This is a genomic window from Streptomyces sp. AN091965 (genome assembly GCF_022698285.1).
Taxonomy (GTDB): domain Bacteria; phylum Actinomycetota; class Actinomycetes; order Streptomycetales; family Streptomycetaceae; genus Streptomyces.
In genome coordinates, this window is record NZ_JALDMY010000001.1 from 791,492 (window position 1) to 816,334 (window position 24,843).

21 protein-coding genes are annotated in these 24,843 nt (G+C 74.0%); 3 read left to right on the plus strand and 18 right to left on the minus strand.

The genetic code is table 11. The features are described 5' to 3' along the window. Positions 1-130 precede the first annotated feature (130 nt). The 15 genes from MQV74_RS03005 to MQV74_RS03075 all read right to left on the minus strand — a co-directional run bounded on the left by MQV74_RS03005 (position 131) and on the right by MQV74_RS03075 (position 18,811). Positions 131-2,983, minus strand: coding sequence for a helix-turn-helix transcriptional regulator (locus MQV74_RS03005; RefSeq protein WP_242714435.1), 2,853 nt, complete (start codon positions 2,981-2,983; stop codon positions 131-133). A gap of 93 nt (positions 2,984-3,076) precedes the next feature. Then, entirely contained in the window at positions 3,077-3,691 is a 615-nt protein-coding gene (locus MQV74_RS03010) for an FMN reductase (protein WP_242714436.1), read from the minus strand. Beyond that, positions 3,688-4,806: an LLM class flavin-dependent oxidoreductase gene (locus MQV74_RS03015; protein WP_242714437.1), complete on the minus strand. Its 1,119-nt coding sequence runs from the start codon at positions 4,804-4,806 to the stop codon at positions 3,688-3,690. The genes MQV74_RS03010 and MQV74_RS03015 overlap by 4 nt, the downstream gene beginning before the upstream one ends. 98 nt (positions 4,807-4,904) lie before the next feature. Beyond that, complete coding sequence (locus MQV74_RS03020; protein WP_242714438.1) at positions 4,905-5,741, minus strand: alpha/beta fold hydrolase; 837 nt, start codon at positions 5,739-5,741, stop codon at positions 4,905-4,907. A 137-nt stretch (positions 5,742-5,878) separates the two neighbouring features. Then, a complete protein-coding gene (locus tag MQV74_RS03025) occupies positions 5,879-8,617 on the minus strand; it encodes an ATP-binding protein (protein WP_242714439.1) in 2,739 nt (912 codons plus the stop codon). Further along, positions 8,614-9,501, minus strand: coding sequence for a carbohydrate ABC transporter permease (locus MQV74_RS03030; RefSeq protein ID WP_242714440.1), 888 nt, complete (start codon positions 9,499-9,501; stop codon positions 8,614-8,616). Before MQV74_RS03030 ends, MQV74_RS03025 begins: the two co-directional genes overlap by 4 nt. After that, the gene (locus tag MQV74_RS03035; RefSeq protein WP_242714441.1) at positions 9,498-10,463 is read right to left on the minus strand and encodes a carbohydrate ABC transporter permease; all 966 of its coding nucleotides are present in this window, start codon (positions 10,461-10,463) and stop codon (positions 9,498-9,500) included. Before MQV74_RS03035 ends, MQV74_RS03030 begins: the two co-directional genes overlap by 4 nt. Next, the gene (locus tag MQV74_RS03040) at positions 10,463-11,791 is read right to left on the minus strand and encodes an ABC transporter substrate-binding protein (RefSeq protein ID WP_242714442.1); all 1,329 of its coding nucleotides are present in this window, start codon (positions 11,789-11,791) and stop codon (positions 10,463-10,465) included. The genes MQV74_RS03035 and MQV74_RS03040 overlap by 1 nt, the downstream gene beginning before the upstream one ends. Before the next feature lie 165 nt (positions 11,792-11,956). Then, positions 11,957-12,682: an alpha/beta fold hydrolase gene (locus MQV74_RS03045; RefSeq protein WP_242714443.1), complete on the minus strand. Its 726-nt coding sequence runs from the start codon at positions 12,680-12,682 to the stop codon at positions 11,957-11,959. A 133-nt stretch (positions 12,683-12,815) separates the two neighbouring features. After that, positions 12,816-13,559, minus strand: a complete 744-nt coding sequence (locus tag MQV74_RS03050; RefSeq protein WP_242714444.1) for an acetate uptake transporter family protein — start codon at positions 13,557-13,559, stop codon at positions 12,816-12,818. 16 nt (positions 13,560-13,575) lie between these two features. Then, on the minus strand, positions 13,576-15,447 hold the full coding sequence (locus tag MQV74_RS03055; protein ID WP_242714445.1) for an amidohydrolase: 1,872 nt from the start codon (positions 15,445-15,447) through the stop codon (positions 13,576-13,578). 74 nt (positions 15,448-15,521) lie between these two features. Continuing rightward, positions 15,522-16,949 carry a dihydrolipoyl dehydrogenase family protein gene (locus tag MQV74_RS03060; RefSeq protein WP_242714446.1) on the minus strand — a complete coding sequence of 476 codons (1,428 nt, stop codon included), beginning with the start codon at positions 16,947-16,949 and terminating at the stop codon, positions 15,522-15,524. Next, a complete protein-coding gene (locus MQV74_RS03065) occupies positions 16,949-17,533 on the minus strand; it encodes a Dps family protein (RefSeq protein WP_242714447.1) in 585 nt (194 codons plus the stop codon). Before MQV74_RS03065 ends, MQV74_RS03060 begins: the two co-directional genes overlap by 1 nt. A gap of 88 nt (positions 17,534-17,621) precedes the next feature. Beyond that, positions 17,622-18,143 carry a DoxX family protein gene (locus tag MQV74_RS03070; protein WP_242714448.1) on the minus strand — a complete coding sequence of 174 codons (522 nt, stop codon included), beginning with the start codon at positions 18,141-18,143 and terminating at the stop codon, positions 17,622-17,624. Between the two features lie 5 nt (positions 18,144-18,148). After that, entirely contained in the window at positions 18,149-18,811 is a 663-nt protein-coding gene (locus MQV74_RS03075; protein WP_242714449.1) for a hydrolase, read from the minus strand. Between the two features lie 195 nt (positions 18,812-19,006). Here MQV74_RS03075 and MQV74_RS03080 point away from each other — a divergent pair, with 195 nt between their 5' ends. The 3 genes from MQV74_RS03080 to MQV74_RS03090 all read left to right on the plus strand — a co-directional run bounded on the left by MQV74_RS03080 (position 19,007) and on the right by MQV74_RS03090 (position 22,480). Further along, positions 19,007-19,528 (plus strand): helix-turn-helix transcriptional regulator, encoded by a 522-nt coding sequence (locus tag MQV74_RS03080; RefSeq protein WP_242714450.1) that lies wholly within the window; start codon positions 19,007-19,009, stop codon positions 19,526-19,528. Positions 19,529-19,537: 9 nt separating this feature from the next. Further along, complete coding sequence (locus MQV74_RS03085; RefSeq protein WP_242714451.1) at positions 19,538-19,951, plus strand: VOC family protein; 414 nt, start codon at positions 19,538-19,540, stop codon at positions 19,949-19,951. A gap of 123 nt (positions 19,952-20,074) precedes the next feature. Next, entirely contained in the window at positions 20,075-22,480 is a 2,406-nt protein-coding gene (locus MQV74_RS03090) for an ATP-binding cassette domain-containing protein (RefSeq protein WP_242714452.1), read from the plus strand. Between the two features lie 6 nt (positions 22,481-22,486). On the opposite strand, the gene MQV74_RS03095 is transcribed toward MQV74_RS03090, so the two are convergent. From MQV74_RS03095 to MQV74_RS03105, 3 genes are all read right to left on the minus strand, one after another. After that, on the minus strand, positions 22,487-23,242 hold the full coding sequence (locus tag MQV74_RS03095; protein ID WP_242714453.1) for a uracil-DNA glycosylase: 756 nt from the start codon (positions 23,240-23,242) through the stop codon (positions 22,487-22,489). Positions 23,243-23,312: 70 nt separating this feature from the next. Continuing rightward, complete coding sequence (locus MQV74_RS03100) at positions 23,313-24,170, minus strand: alpha/beta fold hydrolase (protein ID WP_242714454.1); 858 nt, start codon at positions 24,168-24,170, stop codon at positions 23,313-23,315. Then, positions 24,167-24,790: a TetR/AcrR family transcriptional regulator gene (locus tag MQV74_RS03105; protein WP_242714455.1), complete on the minus strand. Its 624-nt coding sequence runs from the start codon at positions 24,788-24,790 to the stop codon at positions 24,167-24,169. Before MQV74_RS03105 ends, MQV74_RS03100 begins: the two co-directional genes overlap by 4 nt. Between the last annotated feature and the right edge of the window lie 53 nt (positions 24,791-24,843).

Genomic DNA, 24,843 nt, shown 5'->3' on the forward strand with positions numbered 1-24,843 from the left:
CTCTCGATCATCGGTTCCCTGCGGAGGGTGGCTCCCTTTCCGCAGCTCTTGATCATTTTGAGGAAGCGATGCCCTCGGCACATCGCACGAACCGTCCATTGACACGGCACCGACAGGGGATACGAAGGGGTTACTCTCCGCTGTCGCGGGTCTTCACCAGGCGGGTCAGCTCCGCGCGCGAGGTGAGGTCGAGCTTGGTGAAGGCGCGGCGCAGATGCGAACTCACCGTGTGCGGCGAGACGGAGAGCCGCTCGGCCACCTGCCGGTTCGTCAGCCCTTGGGCCACGAGCCGGGCCACGCCGAGCTCGGACGCGGTCAGCTCGGGCCACCGCGCGACGTATCCGGCCGGTGCGGGCCGGCGGCGGACGCCCGCGGCCCGCAGGCGGCGGCGCACCCGGGCGACGTCCCGCTCGGCGCCCGCTCGCGCGTAGAGGCCGAGGGCCTTGTCCAGGTACGGCACCGCCTCCGGTCTGCGGGTGGCCGCCAGCTTGCGCCCCGCGTCCTCCAGGGCGGAGGCGCGGGCCAGCGGCCGGGAGGTGTCCTCGTACAGGCGGACCGCGCGCACCAGGTGGTCGAGGTCGTTGTCGAGCAGTCCGCGGGCGTGCGCGGCGGTGGCGGCCAGGAGCGTGACGCCGGGGTTGAGTGCGGCGCGGCGCTCGGCCACGCCGACCGCCCGCAAGGCCGCGTCGTGTGCACCGGCCCGCAGCGCGACGCGGACGAGACCGGGGGCGTCGGCGGGGTCGAGCGGGCTGCCCTGGGACGGCCGCTCCTCGTCGAGTGCGCTCACCACGTCGGCGAGTACGGCCGCGGCAGCGTCGGCGCGCCCGTCGACGTCGGCCAGCAACGCCAGCGTCCAGGCGCCGACTTGGCGGACGAGGGGCGCGCCCTCGGTGCGCATCCGCTGCGCGTCGGCCGCGTAGCGGCGTGCGGCCCGCTGGTCGTTCGTGTGGAGCGCGACGCGGGTCAGCGCGTACCGGAGCGTGACGTCGGCGAGGTGGTCGGGGCCGGGCTCGCCGGGCGCCATCGAGGCGGCTTCCGCCTCGGCCCGGGCGTCCGTCAGCCGTCCGGCGTCCAGAAGGACCCGGGTGCGGTACGTCCGCCACATGCGCGTGGCGGACGTCCGGCCCTGCTCCCGTGCCAGCCGCAGCGCGGCGTCGGCGACGGCGAGCGCCTGCTCGGAGCGGCCTGCCGCGTTCAACAGGAAGCTCTGCCAGAGGCCTTCCGGGCCCCACAGGGAGTCGGCCGCGCCCACGGCAGCGGCCAGGTCCGCCAGGCGGAGGGCCTCGCTCCAGTCCATCCGGCGGAACCGGACGGCCGATTCGACCACCGTCAGCATGGCCCGGAGGGTGCGGTCCCCGGCGACTTCGGCACTCTCCCGCGCGTCGGGCAGGGCCTGTTCGGCCGCCTCGTTGTCGCCCGACAGCACGAGGCCGAGGCACAGCAGCGAGAGGAGCCGGGCCCGCAGGTCCTCCGGCAGGCCGGGCAGCGCCGCTCCCGCACGGGCCTGCCGGACCGCTTCGGAGAAGTCGTACTGGGTGGCCAGACGCGCCAGGCCGAGGCGTATCCGTGCCTCGTCCCGCGGCCCGAGGCCGCCGGTCGACAGGGCCGACGCCCCCAGCTGTCGTGCGCGGGCCGCCTGTCCGGTCTGCCAGAGCAGCGGGATCGCCTCGGCGATCACCTGCGGCCGTTCCGGGGCGTCCGCCGCGGTGAGTTCCAGCGCTCTGAGGGCTAGCTCGGCGGCCGGTCCGGGGGCGGTGGCCGCGAGTTCGGCCGCGGCGGTGCGCAGCCGGTCGGCGTCTGTCCGGTCGGAGTTCTTCGTGTCGGCGTCCGTCCTGTCGGCGGGCTCCGCGTCGGCGGTCGGTGGCTCCGACGGTGCGCCTGCGGCCACGCCGCTCTGCGGCAGCGCCCGCGCCTCCCTGCCGCGCAGGGAGCGGCGTACGGGAAGGGGAAGCCCGGCCGCCACCGACTCGCGGACCAGTGCGTTGCGGAACTCCAGACGGTCGCCCCTTTCGGCGAGCCACTCGGTGTCGAGGGCTTCGCGGAGCGGGGTGATCAGTGCCGCCGGTGAGCCGCCGAGCAGCTCGGCCAGCAGGCTCACGGTGACCGGGCGGCCCACGGCGGCCGCTGTCTCGACGAGTGCGCGGGCCGCGTCGGACAGCAGGCCCAGGCGGCGCCCGACCGAGGGCAGCGGGCGGGCGGGGAGGGGCGCGGCCGTGAGCCGGGCCGTGCCGTTCTCGATCGCCACCGCCTCCTCGTCCCGCAGCACGTCGAGCAGTTCCCTCAGGAGCAGCGGCACGCCCCCGGCGCGGCGGGCGACGCGCAGCACGTCACGGCCGGGGACCGCGCCCAGGACGTCCTCCGTGATCCGTGCGACCGCCCGGTCCTCCAGCGGCCCCAGGACCACGGCGCGGGCTCCGCCCCGGTGGATCCGGTCGAGGGTGGTGCGCACGCGCGGCGGCACGCTGTCGCCGCACACGGCCACCAGCCACAGGATCGCGTCCGGCGCGAGCCGGGCCGCGAGGGTGTGCAAGGTGAGGAGCGTCAGTTCGTCGCACCACTGGAGGTCGTCGAGGACGATCAGCAGTGGGCCCGTCCGAGCGGCCTCGCGCAGGCGGTCCCCCAGTTCCTGGAGGAGCCAGAACCGCTGCCCCGGCACCGTGGCGAGGTCGCGGAGCCGAGCGGCGTCCGGGAGCGGCGCCGCCCCGGCGAGCAGCCCTTCGAGGAGCGGGCCGAGCGGCACGAACTGCTCCTCGGGGTCCGCTCCCCCGTGGAACACCCGCGTCCCGCGCCGCCGCGCGGAGGCCGACGCCTCTCCGAGGACCCTGGACTTGCCGCTGCCCGCGGGGCCCTCGACGAGGACGACCCCGCCTTCCCCGCGGGCCAGCGCGTCGAGCCGCGCCTCGATGAACGCGAGCTCCGCCTCCCTGCCGCGGAGCGGTGGACCGAAACCGTCGGCGTCCTCGGGAAAGGGCCATGTGGTCAATCCGGTTCACGCTCATTCCGCGGGCAGGGCCGCACGGGATGAGGCTGTGATCCGCGTACGGTACGGCGGATCAGTATGAACGACCGTCGGACCTCAGTCGAAGCGCAGGTCGGCCACTTGTCGTTCGAGGGCGGCGACGTCGTCGTCGGCCTCGGCCGCGGCCGGGCGGGCCGCCATGAGCGCGGCGAGGTCGCCGCCCGCCCTGCGGATGCGGGCGGGCAGCCCCTCGGTGTACGCGTCGCCGCCTGATCCCCAGTCCTCGGACGCCGCGTACACGGCGGTGGGGATGACGGTGGCGCGCAGATAGGCGAAGAGCGGGCGCATCGCGTGGTCGAGGACCAGGGAGTGACGGGCGGTGCCGCCCGTCGCCGCGATCAGGACCGGCTTGCCCGCGAGGGCGGCCGGGTCGATCACGTCGAAGAAGGACTTGAAGAGGCCGCTGTAGGACGCCGTGAACACGGGCGTCACGGCGATCAGTCCGTCGGCTCCCGTGACCGCGTCGATCGCGGCGGCGAGGCGCGCCGGGGGAAAGCCGGTCACGAGGTGGTCGGCGATCGCACCGGCCAGCTCCCGCAACTCCACGACCTCGATCGAGACGTCGTGGCCCCGGGCGGTGAGGTCCTCGCGGACCGACTCGGTGAGCCGGTCCGCGAGCAGCCGGGTGGAGGAGGGCGTGCTCAGGCCCGCGGAAACGGCGGTGAGCTTCACGAGGCCGCCCCTCCCCGAGCGGCGTCGGCCCGAGCCGCTTCGGCCCGAGCCGCTTCGACCCGCGCGGCGTGCGTCGGCGCGTCCGGCACGTCGGCCGGGCGTCCGTTCGCGAACTCCTTGCGCAGGACGGGCACGACCTCCTCGCCGAGGATGTCGAGCTGTTCCAGGACGGTCTTCAGGGGCAGCCCCGCGTGGTCCATCAGGAAGAGCTGGCGCTGGTAGTCGCCGACCGTCTCGCGGAAGGACAGGGTGCGGTCGATGACCTGGTGGGGCGAGCCCACCGTCAGCGGGGTCTGCTCCGTGAAGTCCTCCAGGGACGGGCCGTGGCCGTACACGGGCGCGTTGTCGAAGTAGGGGCGGAACTCCCGCACGGCGTCCTGGGAGTTCTTGCGCATGAAGACCTGCCCGCCGAGGCCCACGATCGCGTCCTCGGGACGGCCGTGCCCGTGGTGGGCGTACCGGCGCCGGTACAGCTGGACCATGCGCCGGGTGTGGTCGGCGGGCCAGAAGATGTTGTTGTGGAAGAAGCCGTCGCCGTAGAAGGCGGCCTGCTCAGCGATTTCCGGGGACCTGATGGAGCCGTGCCAGACGAACGGCGCGACGCCGTCCAGGGGCCGGGGCGTCGCGGTGAAGGCCTGCAAGGGCGTGCGGAACGTGCCCTCCCAGTCCACGACGTCCTCGCGCCACAGCCGGCGCAGCAGCGCGTAGTTCTCCTTGGCCAGGTTGATGCCCTGGCGGATGTCCTGCCCGAACCACGGGTACACCGGTCCGGTGTTGCCGCGGCCCAGCATGAGGTCGACCCGGCCGTCGGCCAGGTGCTGGAGCATCGCGTAGTCCTCCGCGATCTTCACCGGGTCGTTGGTGGTGATCAGCGTCGTGGCCGTGGACAGGATCAGCTTCTCGGTACGGGCCGCGACGTAGCCGAGCAGGGTGGTCGGGGACGACGGGACGAACGGCGGGTTGTGGTGCTCGCCGGTCGCGAAGACGTCGAGGCCGACCTCCTCGGCCTTGAGCGCGATGGCGACCATCGCCTTGATGCGCTCGTGCTCCGAGGGAGTACGGCCGTCGGTGGGGTCGGGGGTCACGTCCCCGACGGTGAAGATGCCGAACTGCATGGGTGTCTCTGCTCTCCTGGACCTGGCTGGATCGTGCGGTCGTGCTCTGGGGGAAGCGGCGGAGGGCCGCCGGACATTCCCGGCGGCCCTCCTGCGCGTCACTTCGCCAGGAAGGCGAGGAGCGCGGTGTTGACCTCCTCCGCGTGGGTCCACAGCAGGCCGTGCGGGGCGCCCTCGATCTCGACGTAGTCGGCGGCGGGCAGCGCCCGGTGGAAGGGGCGCGCGGTGTTCTCGGCGGGCAGGATGCGGTCGGCCGTGCCGTGCAGGATCAGGGCGGGCACGTCGACGGCTGGGAGGTCGGCGCGGAAGTCGGTGTACCAGGTCGCCGGGGCGGCGGACGCGGCGAAGGAGCCGCCGGCGGCCGCGGTGTTCCAGCTGTTGCGGACCGCTTCCTCGCTGATGCGGCTGCCCAGGTTCTCGTCGAGGTTGTAGAAGTCGTTGAAGAAGGCCGTGTAGTAGGCGTAGCGGTCGGCCTTGACGGCGGCGACCACGCCGTCGAAGAACTCCTTGGGCTCGGCCCCCTCCGGGTTGTCGTCGCTCTTCAGGAGCCAGGGCTCCAGGGAAGCCAGGAAGGCCACCTTGGCGACGCGGCCGGAGCCGTACGCGGAGACGTAGCGGGCGACCTCGCCGGTGCCCATGGAGAAGCCGACCAGGACGGCGTCCCGCAGGTCGAGGGTCTCCATCACGGTGTTCAGGTCGGCGGCGAAGGTGTCGTAGTCGTAGCCGGTCGTCGGCTGGGACGACCGGCCGAAGCCGCGGCGGTCGTACGTGATCACACGGTGTCCGGCGGCGAGCAGGGCGGCGCTCTGGCGCTCCCAGGAGTGGCCGTCGAGCGGGAAGCCGTGGATGAGGACGACGGGCTGCCCGGTCCCGTGGTCCTCGTAGTACAGGTCGATGGCGGTGGAGTTCTCCTGGCCCACGGTGATGAACGGCATGGGTGGCTTCCTGTCTTCGTGTCGGCTGGTCCGCACTGTCGCGCGGCACTGAACGCCGTCACGCTATGGCCGGTGCCGGGCCGCCCGTTGTCGCCGGACGCACCGTTCCTTGCCCCTGGGCGCAGAGTTCGCCGGGGTCAGCCGTCGGCGGTGAGGGCGTCGGCCTCCGCCGGTACGCGCCGGGTCAGCTGGACCCGCGAGGTGACCGAGAGCTTGCGGAAGACCGAGGCCAGGTGCGTGTTGACCGTGTGCGGGGACACGACGAGGGCAGCCGCGGCCGACCGGTTGGTGTGCCCGGCGGCGATCAGCCGGGCGACCTTGCGCTCCGAGGCGGTGAGCGCCTCCCAGCCCTGGCTGGGCCGCGGCCGGGCCGCGGCGCGCCTGCCGGAGCGGGCCACGGCCCGGTCGAGATCGGCCCGCACCCGGTCGGCCTCGAAGCCCGCCCCCGTCTGTACGAACTGCTCGTACGCCGTGCTCAGTACGGGGATCGCGGCGGCGGTTCCGGTGGGCAGGAGGGCGCGCCCCAGGTCGGCGGAGGCCGCCGCGAGGTGCAGGGGGCGGGGCCCGGTCAGGAGGATGCGGACGGCCCGCTCCAGGAGCGCGGTGTCGGCACCGACCAGGCCTGCCGTGTGGGCGGCGATGCCCTGTGCGGTGGGCACGGCGGGGTTGCGGGCGGCGTGCGCGGCCGCCTGGGCCGCCAGGTCGTCGGCCAGGGGCCTGTCCCCGGCGCGCAGGGCGATCCGCACGGCGTCGACGCAGCGCGTGCGCAGGATCCGCCACCGGACGAAGGGGTGGTCGCGCTGGGCGGACCGGATGTGTTCGGCCGCTGCCGCGTGGTGTCCGTCGGCGTCGGCGAGGACGGCCTCCAGGTACTGGTGGGCCGCGTGGTTGCCCGTGTTCGGCCGCTCGGCCAGGGCGGCCCGCACCGCTTCGAGGTGGTGCCGCGCGGCGTCGCGGTCGCCGCGCAGCAGCGCGAGGCGGCCCCGGTTGACCCGGACGTTGACCAGGTTGCCGGGCACGCGGAGGTCCGCCTCAAGTCGTTCGGCGGTGACGAAGTCGGCCTCGGCGTCGTCGAGGCGGCCGAGGCCCAGGTGCAGGGTGCCCTGGGCCCACATCAGCATCGCGGGGCGCAGGGGCGCGTCGCCCGCCGTGCCGAGGAGCTGCCGGGCCATGGCGAAGTCGTCCAGGTGGACGCGCGCGACGACCTCCTCGGGCAGGAAGGCCGCGTCGAAGGCGCTCAGGGCCGTGTGGTGCGCGACGGCGGCGGCGCACTCGCCCGCGTTGAGGGCGATCTCGCCGAGGCCCCACAGCGCGACGACGCGGGCCTCCCGGTCGTCCGCCCGCTCGGCCTCAGCCAGGGCCCGCTCACCCGTGCTCCGCGCGGCGTCGAGGTCGCGTCCGCGCGACCGCGCGAGTGCCTGGCGCGCGGTCAGCCGGGCGGAGATCGCCGGGTCGGTGACGACGGCGAGGCCCGCCGTGGTGCGGCGGGTCAGCTCGTGGACGTCGTCGAGGTGCCAGAGGGTGTCGCCGAGCACGGACTGCAGCCGGGCGAAGACGTCCAGGGGCGGCCTGCGGGCCAGCAGCGCGTCGCCGGTCTCCCGGGCGCGGGCGTACCGGCCCGCGCGGGTGAGCGCGGTGATGGCCCGCTCTCCCGCGACGAACGCCAGGGGCTCGTGCGGCGGGATCAGTTCCAGGGCGCGCAGGGCCAGGTCGGCGGCGAGGTCCGGCATGACGGAGAGGACGTCCGTGGCGGCCCTGCCGAGCAGCCGGGCCGCCTCGAGGTCACCGGGTTCGGCGCTCTTCAGCAGGTGCGGGACCGCGTCGACGGGGGTGCGGCCGACCGCGACGAGCCGTCGTGCCGCCTCCCGGTGCAGGGCCCGGCGGGCCGAGGGGGCGAGGTCGGCGTACACGGCCTGGCGGAGCAGGTCGTGGCGGAAGACGAGGCGTTCGCCGTCGTCGTCGACGAGCCCCGCGGCGATCGCCTCGTCCAGCTCCGTGAGGAGCGCGGTCGCGGGCCGCCCGCTCAGGGCCGCGGCGTCGCCGAGGCGGAAGGCGCGCCCGAGGACCGACCCGATCCGCAGGAACTCCAGGGTGCCCGGGCGCAGCGCGGCCAGCCTGCCGCGGACACCGAGCACGAGGCGCTCCGGCGGCTCGGGCCCCTCCGTCCCTGAGGCCGCGATGCCCGTCAGCAGTTCGGTCGCGAGGAAGGGGTTGCCGCCCGATCCGTCGAGCAGCTCCGTGACCTTCCGCGGTACGTCGTCGCCGAACGCGTCGCGGGCCAGCTCGGCGAGGGCCGCGTCGGTCAGCGGCCGCAGCGGGACGGTCGTCAGGCACGGCCCGTCGCGGCGCAGGTCCGGGTCCTCGCGGCCCGCGAGCAGCCACAGGACCGGGGAGGTGAACAGGCGTGCCGGCATGACGTTGAGGGCGAACCGGCTCAGCGGGTCGGCCCACTGGACGTCGTCGATCGCGATGAGCGTGGGCGTGCCCGCCGAGCGCTCCTCGATCAGCTGGGCCAGCCGTTCGACGAGCCAGATGCGCTGGTCGTGGTGGCCCGCGAGGTGCGCGAAGTCCTCGGCGGACAGCAGCGGCGGCTCCCCGTGCAGCAGGCCCGAGGCCAGGGAGGCGAGCGGGGCCAGCTCGTGCAGCTCCTCGGCGTGGCCCTGGCTGACGACGAATCCCTGGGCCCGCGCGAGCGCGACGGTCTCCTCCAGGAGGACGGTCTTGCCGATGCCCGGCTCCCCCAGGAGCAGCGCCATCGCCCCGCCTTCGCCGTCCCGCACGGCCTCGACGAGGGTGCGCAGCCGCTTCAGCTCGGCTTCCCTGCCGCGCAGTCCGGGCCTGCTCAGGCCCGTGCTCCCGGGCTCCGCGGCGGTCATCCCTTGACCGATCCCGCGAGCAGGCCCCGGGCGACGTACCGCTGGAGGGCGAGGAACACGAGCAGCGGGACCGACGCCGAGACGAAGGCTCCCGCCGTGAGGCGCTGCCACTCGTCGCCCCGCGTCCCGGCCAGCGTCGCGAGCCGGACCGTCACCGGCGCGGTCCCGGCCGTGCCGCCCGCCAGGGTCAGCGCCACCAGGAGGTCGTTCCACACCCAGATGAACTGGATGATCGCGTACGTGAGCAGGGCGGGCCGGGCGAGCGGCAGGACGATGCGGAGCATCAGCGTCGCGTGCGAGGCGCCGTCGACCCGCGCTGCTTCGATCAGCTCGCGCGGCAACCCGGCCAGGACGTTGTGCAGCAGGAACACCGCGAAGGGCAGTGCGAAGGCGGTGTGGGCGAACCAGACGTGGCTGAAGCGGGCCGGTCCCGTGACGTCCCAGGCGGGCAGGAACAGCCACCCCTGGGAGAACAGCTTCAGCAGGGGGACCAGCGCCATCTGAAGCGGTACGACCTGGAGCGCGAAGACGCCGACGACGAGCGCGTCCCGCCCCCTGAAGTCGATCCACGCCAGCGCGTACGCGGCGAAGAAGGCCAGGACCAGGGGGAACAGGACCGAGGGCAGGGTGATGACGAAGGAGTTGACGAGGTGGTCGGCGAGCCGTCCCGAGGCGTTGCCGCTGCCGAGCAGCACGTCGCCGTAGTTGTCGAGGGTGACGTGCGGCGCGCCGAAGAGGGTCCACCAGCCCGTCGTCTTGATCTCGTCCTCGGGGCGCAGGGAGGACAGGAACAGGCCGAGGGTCGGTGTCGTCCACAGCACCGCGATCACCAGGGCGGCCAGCGAGAAGGCACGGGAGGAGAGCCGCTCCCGTACGCCGTTCACCGCGCGCTCCGCTGGGCCCGCACCTTGTAGGCGACGACCGGGGTGACCAGGGCGAAGAGGAGCACGGCGAGGGCAGCGCCGCGGCCTGTCTGGCCGTAGCGGAAGGACTGGGCGTACATCTCGTGGGCGATGACACCGGTGCCGAACTGGCCCCCGGTCATGGTTCTGACGATGTCGAAGGCCTTGAAGGTGCCGATCACCTCGGCGAGGGCCACGACGAGCAGCGTGGGTCTGATCAGCGGCACGGTGACGCGCCAGAAGACCTGCCGGGGTGACGCGCCGTCGAGGCGGGCGGCCTCGACCACGTCGCCGGGGACCGCCCTGATCGCGCCCGCGAGCAGCACGGCCGCGAAGCCGGTCTGGGCCCACACCATCGCCACGACCAGGAACAGCACGTTCCAGGGGGACTCCACGAGCCACTGCCGCGGCTCGCCGCCGAACGCCACGACGAGCTGGTTGAGCAGCCCGATCTGGTCCGCCTCGGCGGGCCGGTAGGCGTAGACGAACTTCCAGATGAGGCCCGCGCCGACGAACGAGAGCGCCATCGGCAGCAGGACGAGGGTCAGGGCGGGCGCCCGGTACCGCGACCGCGCGACGGCCGCCGCGTACAGCAGGCCGGTCGCGGTCACCAGGAGGGGCACGAGCACCACCCAGGTCAGGGTGGTGCGCAGCACGGTCAGCGCGCCGGGGTCGGTGACCAGCCACACGTAGTTGTCGAGTCCGACCCACCGCTCCCCCGTGCCGTCCTTGAACGAGAGCAGCAGGGTGCGCAGGCCGGGCACGAGGAGGCCGACGGCGAGCAGCAGCAGGGCGGGGGCCAGCAGCAGGACGGCCGCGCCCCGCCTCCGTACGGGTCCCCGGTGCAGCAGCACGAGGAGGAGGACGACCACCGCGGCGAACGCGGCGAGGCCTTGGAGGAGGTACAGGAGCTTGGGTTGCTGGGCGAGGGGATCGAACGTCATCAGGTGCTCGGCCAGGACCGTTCGATGGCGTCGGCGACGGGCTCGGTGTCCTTGCCGCCGATCCAGTCGACGGCTTCCTTCCAGAACGTGCCCGCGCCCACCGAGGCGGGCATCAGGTCCGAACCGTCGAACCGGAACTGCGTCCTGGGGTTCTGGAGCAGTTGGATCGAGAGCTTGTCCACCGGGGTGGCGGCGTTGGCGAGGTCCACGCCCTTGTTGGCCGAGACGAACGGCCCCTTCTTCATCCGCGCGTTGGCGAAGTCCGCCGTCGCCAGGTACTCCTGGAAGGCCCGGACCTCGGGCCGGTCGGAGAACGCCGCGGCGAACATGCCGCCGCCCAGGACCGGTCGGCTCGCCCGGTCCCGGCCCGGCAGGAGGAAGGCGAACACGTCCTTGTCCGGGCCGATCTCGGTGCCCTTCGGCCAGTGCTCGGCGTAGAACGAGGCCTGGCGGTGCATCGCACAGTCGCCGGAGACGACCGGGGTGCCGCCCTCCTGGTAGGTGATCGAGGCCATCGAGCGGGCCGGGCCGTAGCCGCCGTTGGCGTACCGGTCGTTCTTGAGGACGGAGCCCACGGTGTCCATGGCCCTGATCACGCGGGGGTCGTTGAACGGGATCTTGTGGGTGACCCAGCGGTCGAAGACGTCGGGCCCGCTCTGGCGCAGCAGGACGTCCTCGATCCAGTCCGTCAGGGGCCAGCCGGTCGACTCGCCGGACTCCACCCCCGCGCACCAGGGCTTGACGCCCGTCGCCGCGACCTTCTCGGTCACGTCCATGAGCTCTTTCCAGGTGCGCGGCACGCTCAGTCCCCGGTCCCGGAAGAACGCCGGCGAGTACCAGACGTACGACTTCACGTTCGCGACCAACGGCGTGCCGTAGAGGGTGCCGTCCACGGTCGCGTAGCTGTTCCAGTCCTTCGACCAGCCCTGCTGCGCCAGGGACGCGACCCCGGGGCTCGCGGGCTTGAGGTCACCGGCGCGGGCGAAGCGCTCCAACAGGCCGGGCTGCGGGAAGAACGCCACGTCGGGGGCGTTGCCGCCGTCGACCCTGACCTGGATCTGGGCCTCGAAATCGCCGTCGCCCTCGAACCGGACGTCGATGCCCGTGCAGGCCGCGAAGTCCGCCCAGGTCGCTTCGAACAGGTCCGCTTCCCGGTCCTGGTTCGACGCGTAGACGGAGACCTCGGTGCCGGGGTGGGTGCCGTACCGCGCGTAGGACGCACAGTCCCCGGCTCCGCGAGGCCGGGAGCCGCCGTGCGGGGCACCGCAGGCGGTGACCGTGGCTACGAGGACGGTGACGGCGAGCGCGAACCTCGCGCCGAACCTCATGGGTGTGCTTCCTCCGATCGCACCCCCGAGCGTTCCTGGGGGCGAGCAGAAGTTATCAGCGCACGGACGTCATCGACCAATCGTTCGACCCGCGAGGTCGGCGTGGAGGTGCCGACCCCACACGGAGGCGGGGTCGGTACCGGTGTTTCACGGCGGAGGCGCAGGTCAGCGGGTGATGGACCGGACGGCCTCCTGGATGAGGGCGGCGACGGCATCGGGCCGGGCGAGCATGACCAGGTGCGAGGAGTCGACCTCGACGGTGGTCATCCCCGCGCGCTCGTAGCCGTAGCGCTCGACGTCGGGATTGATGGTCCGGTCGGCGGCGGCGACCAGGCCCCAGGAGGGCTTGGTCCGCCACGCGGCGACGGGGGCCGCCTCCGTGAAGGCCCGCGCGGCCAGGGGGCGCTGGGAGACGGCGAGCACCGCGGCGAGTGCGGGCTCGACGTCGGCGGCGAAGAGGGCGGGGAACCGCTCGGGGTCGACCGTGACGTCGGTGCCCGTCCCGGCGGAGCCGGGCAGGGGGAACGGAGTCTGGACGAGCGCGTCGGCGAGGCCGGAGTCGGGGAAGCGGCCTTGCAGCTCGCCCAGGCTCTCGCCCTCCTCCAGGGCGTAGCCCGCGAGGTAGACGAGCGCGCGGACGTTGTCCTCCGCGCCGGCGAGGGTGATGACGGCGCCTCCGTAGGAGTGGCCCACCAGGATCACGGGGCCTTCGACGGCGCGGATCACCGAGGCGAGGTACGCGGCGTCGTCGATCAGACCGCGGTTGGGCACGGCGGGGGCCAGCACCTCAAGGCCCGCGGCGGTCAGTTCGGGGATGACGCGGGCGAAGCTTGAGGCGTCGGCGAAGGCGCCGTGGACCAGCACGACGGTGGGGCCGGTGGATCGGGGCACGGGGGAACTCCTGGGTGCGTGGGTGGGGTTGCGTGGGGCGCGGTGGGCGCGGTGGGCGCGGTGGGCGCGGTGGGCGCGGTGGGCGCGGTGGGCGCGGTGGGCGCGGTGGGCGCGGTGGGCGCGGTGGGCGCGGTCAGAGGGTGCGGCGCACGCCCGCGTGGCGTTCGAGGTTGCGGAGCTGGACGGTGAGGTCACCCGTCACCGCGGTGTGGGCGGGGCCGCTGCGGCCGATGGGCAGGACCTCCTCGCCGCGCATGTCCTCCAGCATCAGGGCGAAGGCCGCGTACATCGCGACGAGCGCCACCAGGAGGCCGAGGACGCCGGAGGTGCGCGTGAGCCACTCGGCGCCGGTCAGGCCCGACAGGCCGGTGGCCGCCCAGCGGGGCAGGGACACCACCAGGACCAGCCACATCGCGCGCTTGGGCGGCGTCACGGCCGTCATCAGCGCCCCGAAACAGAGGAACGCCAGGTTGAACACGCCGAGGACCCGCAGGCCCTCGGCCGCGCCGCTGACCATGACCAGGGCGTACGCCAGCCAGCTGCCCGCGAACGTGCCCATCAGGGTCGCCGCGATCACGTCACGGGCGCCGAAGGACAGCACGCTCACCAGGAACTGCAGCGCGAAGGCGGGCAGGACGCACAGGGCGACGGCGCCGCGGGCCTCGGGGTCGAAGACACCGAGCTGGAGGCACCCGGTCATCACCGAGGCGATCGCCACCGTGAAGAAGCCCAGCGGCATGGGTGAGGCGATGGGGCGCAGATTGATCCGGGTCATCGGCCGGAGGTCCGGCTCGAAACGGCGTCCCTGCGGAGCGTCCGGAGGGCCGTCCGCCCCGTCGTCGGTCCCGTCGACGGGGGTGGAGGAAGCAGTACTCATCGTGGAGATCTCTCGTTCAGTGCTCGAAGCAGGGGTCGAGGAACGACGGCGGCGTGTCGGGCGCGGAGCCGCGGGCCACCCGCCACTGGCGGTGCTCCTCGGACTCGGCCGCGGCCTCGGCGACGAGCGCCGCCTGCCGGGCACCGGCCTGGTAGCCCCCGAAGCGGGCCACGGGGCTCCACTCGGGGCTGACCGGCGGGACGGCCTCGTCGAGTCCCTCGTACTCCGCCGTCGCGTGGACGACGCGGCCGCCGACGACGGTGAGCACGGACTCGATGTCGGGGATGACGGCGTCGGGCACGGTGAAGTAGTCGTCGGACAGGATCGCCAGGTCGCCGTAGTAGCCCTCCCGCAGGATCCCCTTGACGTCCTGCTCACCGGTGAGGCGCGCGCCGCCGCGGGTGTAGAGGCCGAGCGCGGTCTCCCTGTCGACCAGGTTCCCCGCCGGGTAGAGCGCGGTGCCGCCCACGGTGCGCCCGGTCACCAGCCAGTGGAGCGCCACCCACGGGTTGTAGGAGGACACGCGGGTGGCGTCCGTGCCCGCGGCGACGGTCAGGCCCCGGTCGAGCATGGCCCGGACGGGCGGGGTGTGGGCGGCGGCCTCGGCGCCGTAGCGCTCGCGGAAGGCGGTGCCCTGGAAGGACATGCGGTTCTGCACGGACAGGGCGCCGCCCAGGGCCGCGATCCGGTCCAGGCTGTCGGCCGAGACGGTCTCCGCGTGGTCGAAGAGCCAGCGGTTGTCGCCGGGGAAGAGGCCCTCGGCGGCGAGCTTCTCGAAGACCGCGAGGTCGCGGCGGATCGTCTCGTCGTACGTGGCGTGCAGCCTGAAGCCCCAGCCGTTCTCCATCAGGAGCCGGACGGCGTGCTCGAACTCGGTCTCGTAGCCCTCGGCGAGCGCGGGACGGGGTTCGGAGAAGTTCTCGAAGTCGGCTGCGGCCCAGGTCAGGTTCTCGCCCGCGCCGTTGAGGCGCAGCCACTCGTCCCCGTCCCCGGGCTTCACCGTCCCGATCCAGCGCTTGAGGTCGGCGAGCTCCTGACCGGCCGTCTGCGGGAACAGATGGTAGGCGATCCGCAGGGACAGCTCGCCCGACGCGGCGAGGTCGGTGACCGTCGCGTAGTTGTCGGGGAAGTTCTGGAAGCCGCCCGCGGCGTCGACCGCGGAGGTGAGTCCGAAGCGGTTCAGCTCGCGCAGGAAGTGCCGCGTCGAGGTCTTCCGGTCGGCCTCGTCGAGGGCGGGCGCCTTGGCCAGGGTCGAGTAGAGGACGAGGGCGCTCGGCGCGGCGAGGAGGACGCCGTTGGGCTCGCCGTCGCGGCCCCTGACGATCTGTCCGCCCTGCGGGTCGGGGGTCGCGCGGGTGAATCCGGCGGCCTGTACGGCGGCCCGGTTCAACAGGGCCGACTGGTAGAGGTGCAGGACGAACACCGGTGTGTCGGGGGCGGCGGCGTTCAGCTCGGCGACGGTCGGCATCCTGCGCTCGGCGAACTGCTCGGCGGTCCAGCCGCCGACGACCCGGATCCACTGCCCCTTGGGGGTGCGGCCGGCCTGCTCGCGCAGCATGGCCAGGGCGTGGCGGAGGCTGCGCACGCCGTCCCAGCGCAGCTCCAGGACGTAGTTCAGGCCGCCCCTGATGACGTGCAGGTGCGAGTCGTTCAGGCCGGGGATCACCCGGCGGCCGAGGGCGTCGACGACCTTGGTGCCCGGCCCGACGAGGTGGGCGAGGTCGTGGTCGTCGCCGAGGGCCGCGATCCGTCCGTCGCGGATCGCGACGGCGCGGGCCTCGGGGCGCCCGGGGTCGCCGGTGTGCACCTTCGCGTTGCGCACGAGAAGGTCGGCCCGCGCGTGCTCCTGGCGCGGGGCGGCGGGTGCGGGGGTCGGCGGGTTCGGCATCGGGGGTTCTCCTTTGCGGATGTGCGGGTGGGGCGCGGGCGCGCGGCGCGTTCCCCGGGGGTGGGCGGGGTGCCTCAGAGGCCGTACGCCTCAAGGAGCCGCAGCCAGACCTCGCTCACGGTCGGGAAGGCGGGGACGGCGTGGCGCAGCCGTTCCAGGGGGACTTCTCCGACGACGGCGACGGTGGCGGTGTGGACGAGTTCGGTCGCCAGCGGTCCTGTGAGGGTGCAGCCGACGACGACTCCCCGGCTCTCGTCGACGACGAGCTTGGCGCGGCCGCGGTAGTCGTCGGCGTACAGCGCGGCGCCCGCGACGTCGTCGACGCGGTACTCCACCGCGCGGACCGCCAGGCCCGCGGCGCGGGCCGCGCGTTCCGTGAGGCCGACGCTGGCGACCTCGGGGCGGGTGAAGACGGCCTGCGGGACGGCGGCGTGGCCGGCCCGCGCGTCCCAGGCCGGCCATCCCCCGGTGTCGGCGGGGCGGCCCGCGGCCCGTTCGGCGATCGCCGCGGCGCAGGCGCGGGCCTGGTACTTGGCCATGTGGGTCAGCGGCGCGCGGTGGTTGACGTCGCCGACGGCGTAGAGCCAGTCGCCGTCGACGGCGGTGACCCGGCAGGTGTCGTCGACCGGGAGCCAGTCACCGGCCGTGAGGCCGACGGTGTGCAGGCCGAGGTCCTCGGTGCGCGGGCGGCGGCCGACGGCGACGAGGACCTCGTCGCAGCCGAGGACGGCGCCGTCGTCGGTCTCGACCGTCACGGCGCGGGTGGCCGCGTCGCGGGTGACCCGGGTGGCCGCTGCCTCGAAGCGCAGCGTCACGCCCAGAGCGGTCAGGCCCCGGGCGACCTCTTCGCCCGCGCACGGCTCCCAGCCGCTCAGCAGGGACCGGCCGCGGACGAGCAGGGTCACGGCGGAGCCGAGGGAGCGCCAGGCGGTGGCCAGTTCGCAGGCCACCACTCCGCCGCCGATGACGAGGAGCCGCTCGGGCACCGCGTCGGACGTCGTGGCCTGCCGGTTGGTCCACACGCCGATCCGGTCGAGGCCTTCGACCGGCGGCAGCGCGGGATCCGTGCCGGGGCTGAGCACGACCGCGCGCCGGGCGCGCAGGGTGCGGACCGTGCCGTCGGCCCCGGTCACCTCCACCCGGCGCTCCCCGGCGAGCCGTCCGTGCCCGCGGACGAGGGGGATTCCCGCGCCGCTCAGCCAGTCGGCCTGGCCCGAGTCGTCGCCGCGGGCGGTGAAGCGGTCCCGGCGGGCCAGGACGCGCGCCGCGTCGAGCGCCCCGGTGACCGACTGCCGGGCCCCGTCGACGGAGCGCGCGGCCTCCCGGGCGGCGCCGGGCCGCAGCAGGACCTTGCTCGGCACGCACGCGCGGTAGGAGCACTCGCCGCCGACCGCCCCGGCCTCGACGACGGCGGCGGTCAGTCCCGCCCGGACCGCCCGGTCGGCGACGACCTCGCCGCCGGGACCGCCGCCGACCACGACGACGTCGTACGCGTCCTCCATCAGCCGCGCACCAGCGGCGTGTCGACGAGGTGTTCGGCGAGAAACCACACCTGTGCCTCGCCGGTGCGGATGACGCCGGAGACGAGAAGGTCGGCGCCGCCCTCGTCGCCCTCGGCGGAGAGCCGCGCGGCGGCGTCCCGCGCGTCGATGAGGATCCGCTCGTGCGCGTCGAGGAGCCGCGACAGCATGACGGGGACCTCCTCCACGCCGTCCGGCGGCCGGGGGATCGTGGTCAGCTCCGCGACGTGGCGCGGGTCCCCGACCGCGACGCCGCCGAGGCTCTGGACCCGCTCGGCCAGCTCGTCCACGAGGGCCAGTTGGGCCTCGGCGTGCCGGTCGAGCATGAGGTGCAGCGAGTAGAAGGTCGCGCCGCGCATCAGCCAGTGGTGCTTCTTGTAGAGGGAGTACAGGATCTGTGTGTCGGCCAGTACGCGGTTCAGGCGCCGGCAGGCGTATCCGCGGGTGTCGTGGCCGAGGCCGATCGGCAGCTGCTTGAGCGTGCCGAAGGCCTGGGTCTCGGCGCCCTTCTGGTGCAGCAGCGGCTGTCCGCCGCCGCGCGGGGACGCGGTGGTCGCGGTGTCCATGGGGTGCTCCTGGTCGGGAAGGAGGAGGGAGGGCCCGGCCGTCCGGTCGGGGGTCGCGGAGCGGCCGGGCCCGGTCTGTGGGGCGGGATCAGCCCTCGGCGCGGGCGGCGGGCACCGGCGTCGCCGGGGCCGGGCGGTGCAGGACGAGCCGGGTGAGCAGCCCGCTGCCGAGACCGGCCACGAGCGCGACGGCCGCCCACCACAGCGGGTACGGCGTGAGGCCGACGGCCGCGTCGAGGGAGTGGTCGCCGGGCCCGGTGGCGGCGAGGGCGGTGGCGGTGCCGATGAGGACGAGCGGGTACTCGTATCCGTCGTTCTGCACCCAGAGGCCGTTGTGCCACTTCACGGTGAGGGCGACCGTCATGACCCCGATGGCCCCGGTCGCGGCGAGCGGGGTCAGCAGGCCCGCGGCGAGCAGCAGGCCCGATCCGATCTGGCCGCCGCCCGCCGCGAGGGCGGTGAGGGCGCCGCCGCGGAAGCCGTCGGCACGGAACTCCTCGGTGCCGCCCTCAAGACCCTTGCCGCCGAGGTGGGAGCTGATCTTCTGCACCCCGTGGCCCGCGACGAGCAGGCCCGCGAGGAGGCGCAGAAGGAGAATGCCGGTGTCCAAGGCGGTCAGCCCGCCGCGTGCGCGCCGAGGATGCTCTGCGCGTACACGACGCCCAGGCCGTACGCGCCCGCGTGGGCCTTGACGATGTCCATGACGGCGCCGTAGGTCTCCTGGCGCGCCCAGTCGCGCTGGAGCTCCAGGAGGACCTGGACCCAGGTGACCGGGACGGCTCCGGCGGCCACCATCCGCTGGAGCGCGTGCTCGTGGGCGGCCGGGCTGACGCCGCCGGAGGCGTCGGAGACGACGTACACCTCGTAGCCCTGCTCCAGGGCGGACAGCGCGGGCAGCACCAGGCAGACCTCGGTCCACAGGCCGGACAGGACGATCTTCTTGCGTCCGGTCGCCTTGACCGCGGCCACGAGCGCCTCGTCCTCCCAGGCGTTCATGGAGGTGCGGTCGACCACGTCGTGCCCGGGGAACACCTCGGCGAGCTGCGGCAGCAGGGGCCCGGAGAAGGACTCGGCGGCGACCGTGGTCAGGACGACCGGCACGTCGAACGCCCGGGCCGCCTTGGCCAGGCCCACGGTGCTGTTGATGATCGAGGAGCGGTCGCCGCTCCCGGTGCCGAAGAACATCTGCGGCTGGTGGTCCACGAAGAGCATGACCGCGTTGTCGGGCGTGAGGAGGTCCGAGCTCGGGGCGGCCTGCACCTTGGTGACGTCGAACATGAGGGGTCCTTTCACAGGCGGTTCGGTAGCGCGCCGACCGCGTCCGCGGCTCGGCACACCAGGAAGCTACGACCGGCCGGGACGCCCGGCTTTTCGTCCCGCGCCCAGGAGTTGGCACGGCAGCGCACAACCCGCGCGGCCCCGGGGCGTCGCAGGTCGGGGCGGTGGATCGACCGCCCGTGCGATGCTGTGGCCATGAACCTGGAGGACCTGGTGCGGCTGCGCCGCGCCAAGGACGTGATGGACCGCGACTACGCGCGGCCGCTGGACGTCCCGGCGCTCGCGAAGGTCGCCCTCATGTCGTCCGGCCACTTCTCGCGCAGCTTCCGCGCGGCCTATGGGGAGACGCCGTACAACTACCTGATGACCCGCCGCGTCGAGCGGGCGAAGGCGCTGCTGCGGCGCGGCGACATGAGCGTGACCGAGGTGTGCTTCGCGGTCGGCTGTACGTCGCTCGGGTCGTTCAGCTCGCGCTTCACCGAGCTGGTCGGCGAGTCCCCGAGCGCGTACCGGGCCCGGGACCACGGGGCGGGCGCCGGGATCCCGGCGTGTGTCGCCAAGATCCACACGCGGCCGGTCAAGAACGGGGGACCGGCCCTGGCGCCGGAGGGGTCCGGGCAGCGGACCGGCGAGCGGGGAGCGGGCGGGAACGGCTCATCGGGGGTCGCCGGGAAACCGGTCACGATCGGAGAAGCGGATTCGACCGGCGCCTCGTAGCGTCGAGGCATGGACATCAAGCTCTCGCAGTGCTTCCTCGCCGTCGACGACCACGACCAGGCGCTCGCCTTCTACCGTGACGTCATCGGCCTGGAGGTCCGCAACGACGTCGCCTTCGAGGGGATGCGCTGGGTGACCGTCGGGTCGCCCGCGCAGGACGTGGAGATCGTCCTGGAGCCGCCGCTCGCCGACCCCAACGCCGCTCCGGCCGACCGGCAGGCGATGGCGGAGCTGCTCGCCAAGGGCCTGCTGCGCGGCGTGATCTTCACGACGGACGACGTCGACGCGACCTTCGAACGCGTGCGGGCCGCGGGCGCCGACGTGCTCCAGGAACCCATCGACCAGCCCTACGGCGTGCGCGACTGCGCCTTCCGCGACCCGGCGGGCAACATGGTCCGCTTCCACCGGCCCCGCAAGCAGTAGGACCTGCTCGAAGCCCCCTGCGGTAGGGTCCCGGCCCAGTGCCGCGGAGGGCTCCGCCGAGCGGATCAGGCCGGGCGACACGGGGGAGGCCGCGCGGGCGGCCCGCACACACAGGGAGACACGATGAGCAAGGCCACCGGGACGCACGCGCAGTCGCCCGCACCGCACGTCGCCGACAGCCACGGCCTGATCCGCGTGCACGGCGCGCGCGAGAACAACCTCAAGGACGTCAGCGTCGAGCTGCCGAAGCGGCGGCTCACGGTCTTCACCGGGGTCTCCGGCTCCGGCAAGAGCTCGCTGGTGTTCGACACGATCGCCGCCGAATCACAGCGGATGATCAACGAGACCTACAGCGCCTTCGTACAGGGCTTCATGCCGACCCTGGCCCGGCCCGAGGTCGACGTGCTCGACGGTCTGACCACGGCGATCATCGTCGACCAGCAGCGGATGGGCTCCGACCCGCGCTCCACGGTCGGCACGGTCACCGACGCCCACGCGATGCTGCGGATCCTCTTCAGCCGACTGGGCAAGCCCCACATCGGCCCGCCCAGCGCGTACTCCTTCAACGTCGCCTCGGTGCGGGCGAGCGGCGGCATCACCGTCGACCGCGGCGCCGCGAGGACCAAGACCGTGAAGGCGACCTTCAATCGCACCGGAGGCATGTGCACGCGTTGCGAAGGCCGCGGCTCCGTCTCCGACATCGACCTCACCCAGCTCTACGACGACTCCAAGTCGATCGCCGAGGGCGCGTTCACCATCCCCGGCTGGAAGTCGGACAACGTGTGGACCGTGGGGCTCTACGCCCAGTCGGGCTTCCTGGACCCGGACAAGCCGATCCGCAGGTTCACCAAGAAGGAGATGCGGGACTTCCTCTACGGCGAGCCGACGAAGGTCAAGGTCAACGGGGTCAACCTCACCTATGAAGGGCTGATCCCGAAGATCCAGAAGTCGTTCCTGGCCAAGGACAAGGAGTCGATGCAGCCCCACATCCGCGCCTTCGTGGAGCGGGCGGTCACCTTCACCACCTGCCCCGAGTGCGACGGCACCCGGCTGAGCGAGGGGGCCAGATCCTCGAAGATCAAGAAGCTCAGCATCGCCGACGCGTGCGCGATGGAGATCCGCGACCTGGCCACCTGGGTCCGCGGCCTCGACGAGCCGTCCGTGGCGCCGCTGCTCACGGCGCTCCAGCAGACCCTCGACTCGTTCGTGGAGATCGGCCTCGGCTACTTGGCGCTCGACCGGCCCTCGGGCACGCTCTCGGGCGGCGAGGCGCAGCGCGTCAAGATGATCCGCCACCTCGGCTCCTCGCTCACCGACACCACGTACGTCTTCGACGAGCCCACCATCGGTCTGCACCCGCACGACATCCAGCGGATGAACCAGCTGCTCCTGCGGCTGCGGGACAAGGGCAACACGGTCCTCGTCGTGGAGCACAAGCCGGAGACCATCGCGATCGCCGACCACGTCGTCGACCTCGGCCCGGGCGCCGGTGCGGAGGGCGGCACCGTCTGCTTCGAGGGCACCGTCGAGGGCCTGCGCGCCGCCGGCACCGTCACCGGCCGCCACCTCGACGACCGGGCCGCCGTCAAGGAGACGGTGCGCGAGGCCACCGGGGCGCTGAAGATCCGCGGCGCGAACGCGCACAACCTCCGGGACGTCGACGTCGACGTGCCGCTCGGGGTGCTCACCGTCGTCACGGGCGTCGCCGGGTCCGGCAAGAGCTCGCTGGTGCACGGGTCGATCCCCGCGGGCGAGGGCGTGGTGTCGGTCGACCAGAGCCCGATCCGGGGCTCGCGGCGCAGCAACCCGGCGACGTACACGGGGCTGCTCGACCCGATCCGCAAGGCGTTCGCCAAGGCCAACGACGTGAAGCCGGGGCTCTTCAGCGCCAACTCCGAGGGCGCCTGCCCGCACTGCAACGGCGCCGGGGTGATCTACACCGACCTGGCGATGATGGCCGGTGTCTCCACGACCTGCGAGGAGTGCGAGGGGAGGCGGTTCGACGCCTCGGTCCTGGAGTACCGCTTCGGCGGCCGCGACATCAGCGAGGTGCTCGCGATGTCGGTGACCGAGGCCGAGGAGTTCTTCGGCGCCGGTGAGGCCCGTACTCCGGCCGCGCACAAGGTCCTTGAGCGGCTCGTCGACGTCGGGCTCGGCTACATCAGCCTCGGCCAGCCGCTGACCACGCTCTCGGGCGGCGAGCGGCAGCGGCTCAAGCTGGCCGCTCACCTGGCCGACAAGGGCGGCGACGGCGTCGTCTGCGTGCTCGACGAGCCGACCGCGGGCCTGCACCTCGCCGACGTCCAGCAGTTGCTCGGCCTGCTCGACCGGCTCGTCGACTCCGGCAGGACCGTCATCGTCGTCGAGCACCACCAGGCGGTCATGGCGCACGCCGACTGGATCATCGACCTCGGCCCCGGCGCCGGGCACGACGGCGGACAGGTCGTCTTCGAGGGCACGCCCGCCGACCTCGTCGCCGCCCGCCGCACGCTCACCGGTGAGCACCTGGCGGCGTACGTCGGCGCCTGACGTCGGTCAACCGCGCGCGTACGGCGGGGAATCGGGCGGGGCGTAGGGCGGCACGCACGCCTCGCCCGCCGCCGTCCGCAGGACGTCCCGGAGCATGTCCGGGGTCAGTCGGCCGGTGAACGTGTTGCGCTGGCTGACGTGGAAGCAGCCGTACAGGGTGACCGGGCCCGGGCCGTCCGCGAGCGGCGCTGCGCGCTCCAGGGTGACGCGGGCGCCGTGCCCGAAGCGCGGGCGCGGCCTCGGCACCCGCCAGCCCGCCGCCGCGAACGCGGGCAGGGCCGCCTGCCAGCCGAACGCCCCGAGGACCACCGCCGCCCGCAGCCGCGGCGCGAGCAGCTCCAGCTCCCGCATGAGCCAGGGCCGGCAGGTGTCCCGCTCCCCCGGCGTCGGCTTGTTCTCCGGCGGCGCGCAGTGCACCGGCGAGGTCACGCGGACGCCGCGCAGCGTCAGCCCGTCGTCCAGGGACACCGCCAGCGGGCTCGACGCGAGGCCCAGGTCGTACAGCGCCCGGTACAGGACGTCGCCGGAGCGGTCGCCGGTGAACATCCGGCCCGTCCGGTTGCCGCCGTGCGCGGCGGGCGCGAGCCCGATGACGAGCAGCGAGGCGTCCGGCGGCCCGAACCCGGGCACCGGCCGGGCCCAGTACGTCCAGTCCTGGAACGCGGCGCGCTTCACCCGCCCGACCTCCTCGCGCCACGCGACGAGGCGCGGGCAGGCCGCGCACCGCGTGACGCGGGCGTCCAGCTCGGCCAGAGGTTCCATACCGTGCACCGATCGAGGGGGGTGGGCTTCCACGGTAGTCCCGCCGGGGGCCGCCCGGGCGGATGCCCCGTCAGGCGAGCCCCTCCAGGAACGGGACGACCGCATCGATGAAGTGCTCGTTGCGGTCGCCCACCACCATGTGGCCCGCGCCCGCCACGTCGACGCGCCGCGCGAGCGGGACCCCGGCGCGGAACTCCTCGGCGATGTCCTCGCGCACCACGTCGCTGACGCCGCCGCGCACGAGCAGGATCGGCACCTCGGCGCGGCGCGCGGCGGCGAGGACGCGTTCCGCCCGGCCGGGCGGGTCCGTCCGGCCCTCGAAGCTGTCGAGGATCCGGGGGTCCCAGTGCCAGACCCAGCGGTCGCCGTGGCGCCGCAGGTTCTTGAGCAGCCCGTCGGGGTCGTCGGGGCGGGGGCGGTGCGGCAGGTGGGCGGACACCGCTTCGGCCGCCTCCTCGACGCTGGCGAACCCGTCGGGTCTGCCGCGCATGAAGGCGACGATCCGGCGGACCCCTCGGTCGTCGGGCCGATGGGCGACGTCGACGAGGACCAGCGCGCGCAGCGCCGCCCCGGGCGGTTCGCCGGCGGCGAGCAGCGCGCTCAGGCCGCCGAGCGAGGCGCCGACGACCACCGGCCGCTCGCCGAGCTCGGCGACGAGCGCCCGTACGTCGTCGGCGAACAGGTCGAGGTCGTAGTCGCCGTCGGCCGACCACCCGCTGGTGCCGTGGCCGCGCAGGTCGGGGGCGACGACCCGCCAGCCCAGCGCGGCGAGGCGGGGTCCTGTCCGGTCCCAGGCGTGCCGTGTCTGGCCGCCGCCGTGCAGCAGCAGGAGGGGCGGCGCGCACGCCTCGCCCCAGACGTCGGCCGCGAGCCGGATCCCGTCGCGGCCGGTGAACCGCCGGGGCCGCGGCAGGGCGCCGGCCGTCACACCGCGCCCCGGGGCCGCAGCGGCGCGAGGAGCCGGTCGCGGTGGGTGTCCGCGGCGGCCGCGGCGAGCACCACGTCCAGTGCGAACAGGGAGCGCGCGAGGAACCGGTCGTCGTCGATCAGGGCGGCGACCCACTGGTGCAGCGCGCCCACGCACGAAGTGCCGACGGCGGAGGCCAGCGCGTCCGTGTCGACGTCGGCGCGCAGCACGCCCCGCGCCCGGGCGTCCGCCATCGCCCGGCGGAGCTGGCCGAGCGGGCTGCGGGCGAACACGAGGCCGCTCGCCTCCCAGGCGCGCACCATGCGCCGCGACACCACCGGGTCGTCCACGAACAGCTCGACGGTCGACCGGACGACCTCCCTCGGGCCGCCGTCCTCCGCCGCCGCCAGGCGGTGCTCCAGTTCGTCCGTGAAGCCTTCGGCGAGCGCCTCCCAGATCCTCTCGCGCGGGCCGATCAGGTTGTACACGGTGGCCGGGGCGACCTCCGCGCGCTCGGCGATCCGCTCGGTACTGATGACCGACTCCGGGCCTTCCCGGAGGAGTTCGCGCGTCGCTTCGAGGATCCGGGCCCGCCGCTGGGCCTTGTGCCGCTCGCGCAGTCCCCCTTCGACCGGCCGCATCCGCCCACGCCCCTTCCGGAAGAGTTAGAGAGTGGATTAAATTTAGAGAGCTC

What these genes read in the sequence shown, in the direction of transcription:
- MQV74_RS03015 (WP_242714437.1), bottom strand. Translation starts at nt 4,806, where the DNA reads ATGCAGTTCGGCATCTTCACCGTCGGGGACGTGACCCCCGACCCCACC.
- MQV74_RS03020 (WP_242714438.1), bottom strand. Translation starts at nt 5,741, where the DNA reads ATGCCGTTCATCACCGTGGGCCAGGAGAACTCCACCGCCATCGACCTG.
- MQV74_RS03025 (WP_242714439.1), bottom strand. Translation starts at nt 8,617, where the DNA reads ATGACCGCCGCGGAGCCCGGGAGCACGGGCCTGAGCAGGCCCGGACTG.
- MQV74_RS03035 (WP_242714441.1), bottom strand. Translation starts at nt 10,463, where the DNA reads ATGACGTTCGATCCCCTCGCCCAGCAACCCAAGCTCCTGTACCTCCTC.
- MQV74_RS03040 (WP_242714442.1), bottom strand. Translation starts at nt 11,791, where the DNA reads ATGAGGTTCGGCGCGAGGTTCGCGCTCGCCGTCACCGTCCTCGTAGCC.
- MQV74_RS03050 (WP_242714444.1), bottom strand. Translation starts at nt 13,559, where the DNA reads ATGAGTACTGCTTCCTCCACCCCCGTCGACGGGACCGACGACGGGGCG.
- MQV74_RS03055 (WP_242714445.1), bottom strand. Translation starts at nt 15,447, where the DNA reads ATGCCGAACCCGCCGACCCCCGCACCCGCCGCCCCGCGCCAGGAGCAC.
- MQV74_RS03060 (WP_242714446.1), bottom strand. Translation starts at nt 16,949, where the DNA reads ATGGAGGACGCGTACGACGTCGTCGTGGTCGGCGGCGGTCCCGGCGGC.
- MQV74_RS03065 (WP_242714447.1), bottom strand. Translation starts at nt 17,533, where the DNA reads ATGGACACCGCGACCACCGCGTCCCCGCGCGGCGGCGGACAGCCGCTG.
- MQV74_RS03075 (WP_242714449.1), bottom strand. Translation starts at nt 18,811, where the DNA reads ATGTTCGACGTCACCAAGGTGCAGGCCGCCCCGAGCTCGGACCTCCTC.
- MQV74_RS03080 (WP_242714450.1), top strand. Translation starts at nt 19,007, where the DNA reads ATGAACCTGGAGGACCTGGTGCGGCTGCGCCGCGCCAAGGACGTGATG.
- MQV74_RS03085 (WP_242714451.1), top strand. Translation starts at nt 19,538, where the DNA reads ATGGACATCAAGCTCTCGCAGTGCTTCCTCGCCGTCGACGACCACGAC.
- MQV74_RS03090 (WP_242714452.1), top strand. Translation starts at nt 20,075, where the DNA reads ATGAGCAAGGCCACCGGGACGCACGCGCAGTCGCCCGCACCGCACGTC.
- MQV74_RS03095 (WP_242714453.1), bottom strand. Translation starts at nt 23,242, where the DNA reads ATGGAACCTCTGGCCGAGCTGGACGCCCGCGTCACGCGGTGCGCGGCC.
- MQV74_RS03105 (WP_242714455.1), bottom strand. Translation starts at nt 24,790, where the DNA reads ATGCGGCCGGTCGAAGGGGGACTGCGCGAGCGGCACAAGGCCCAGCGG.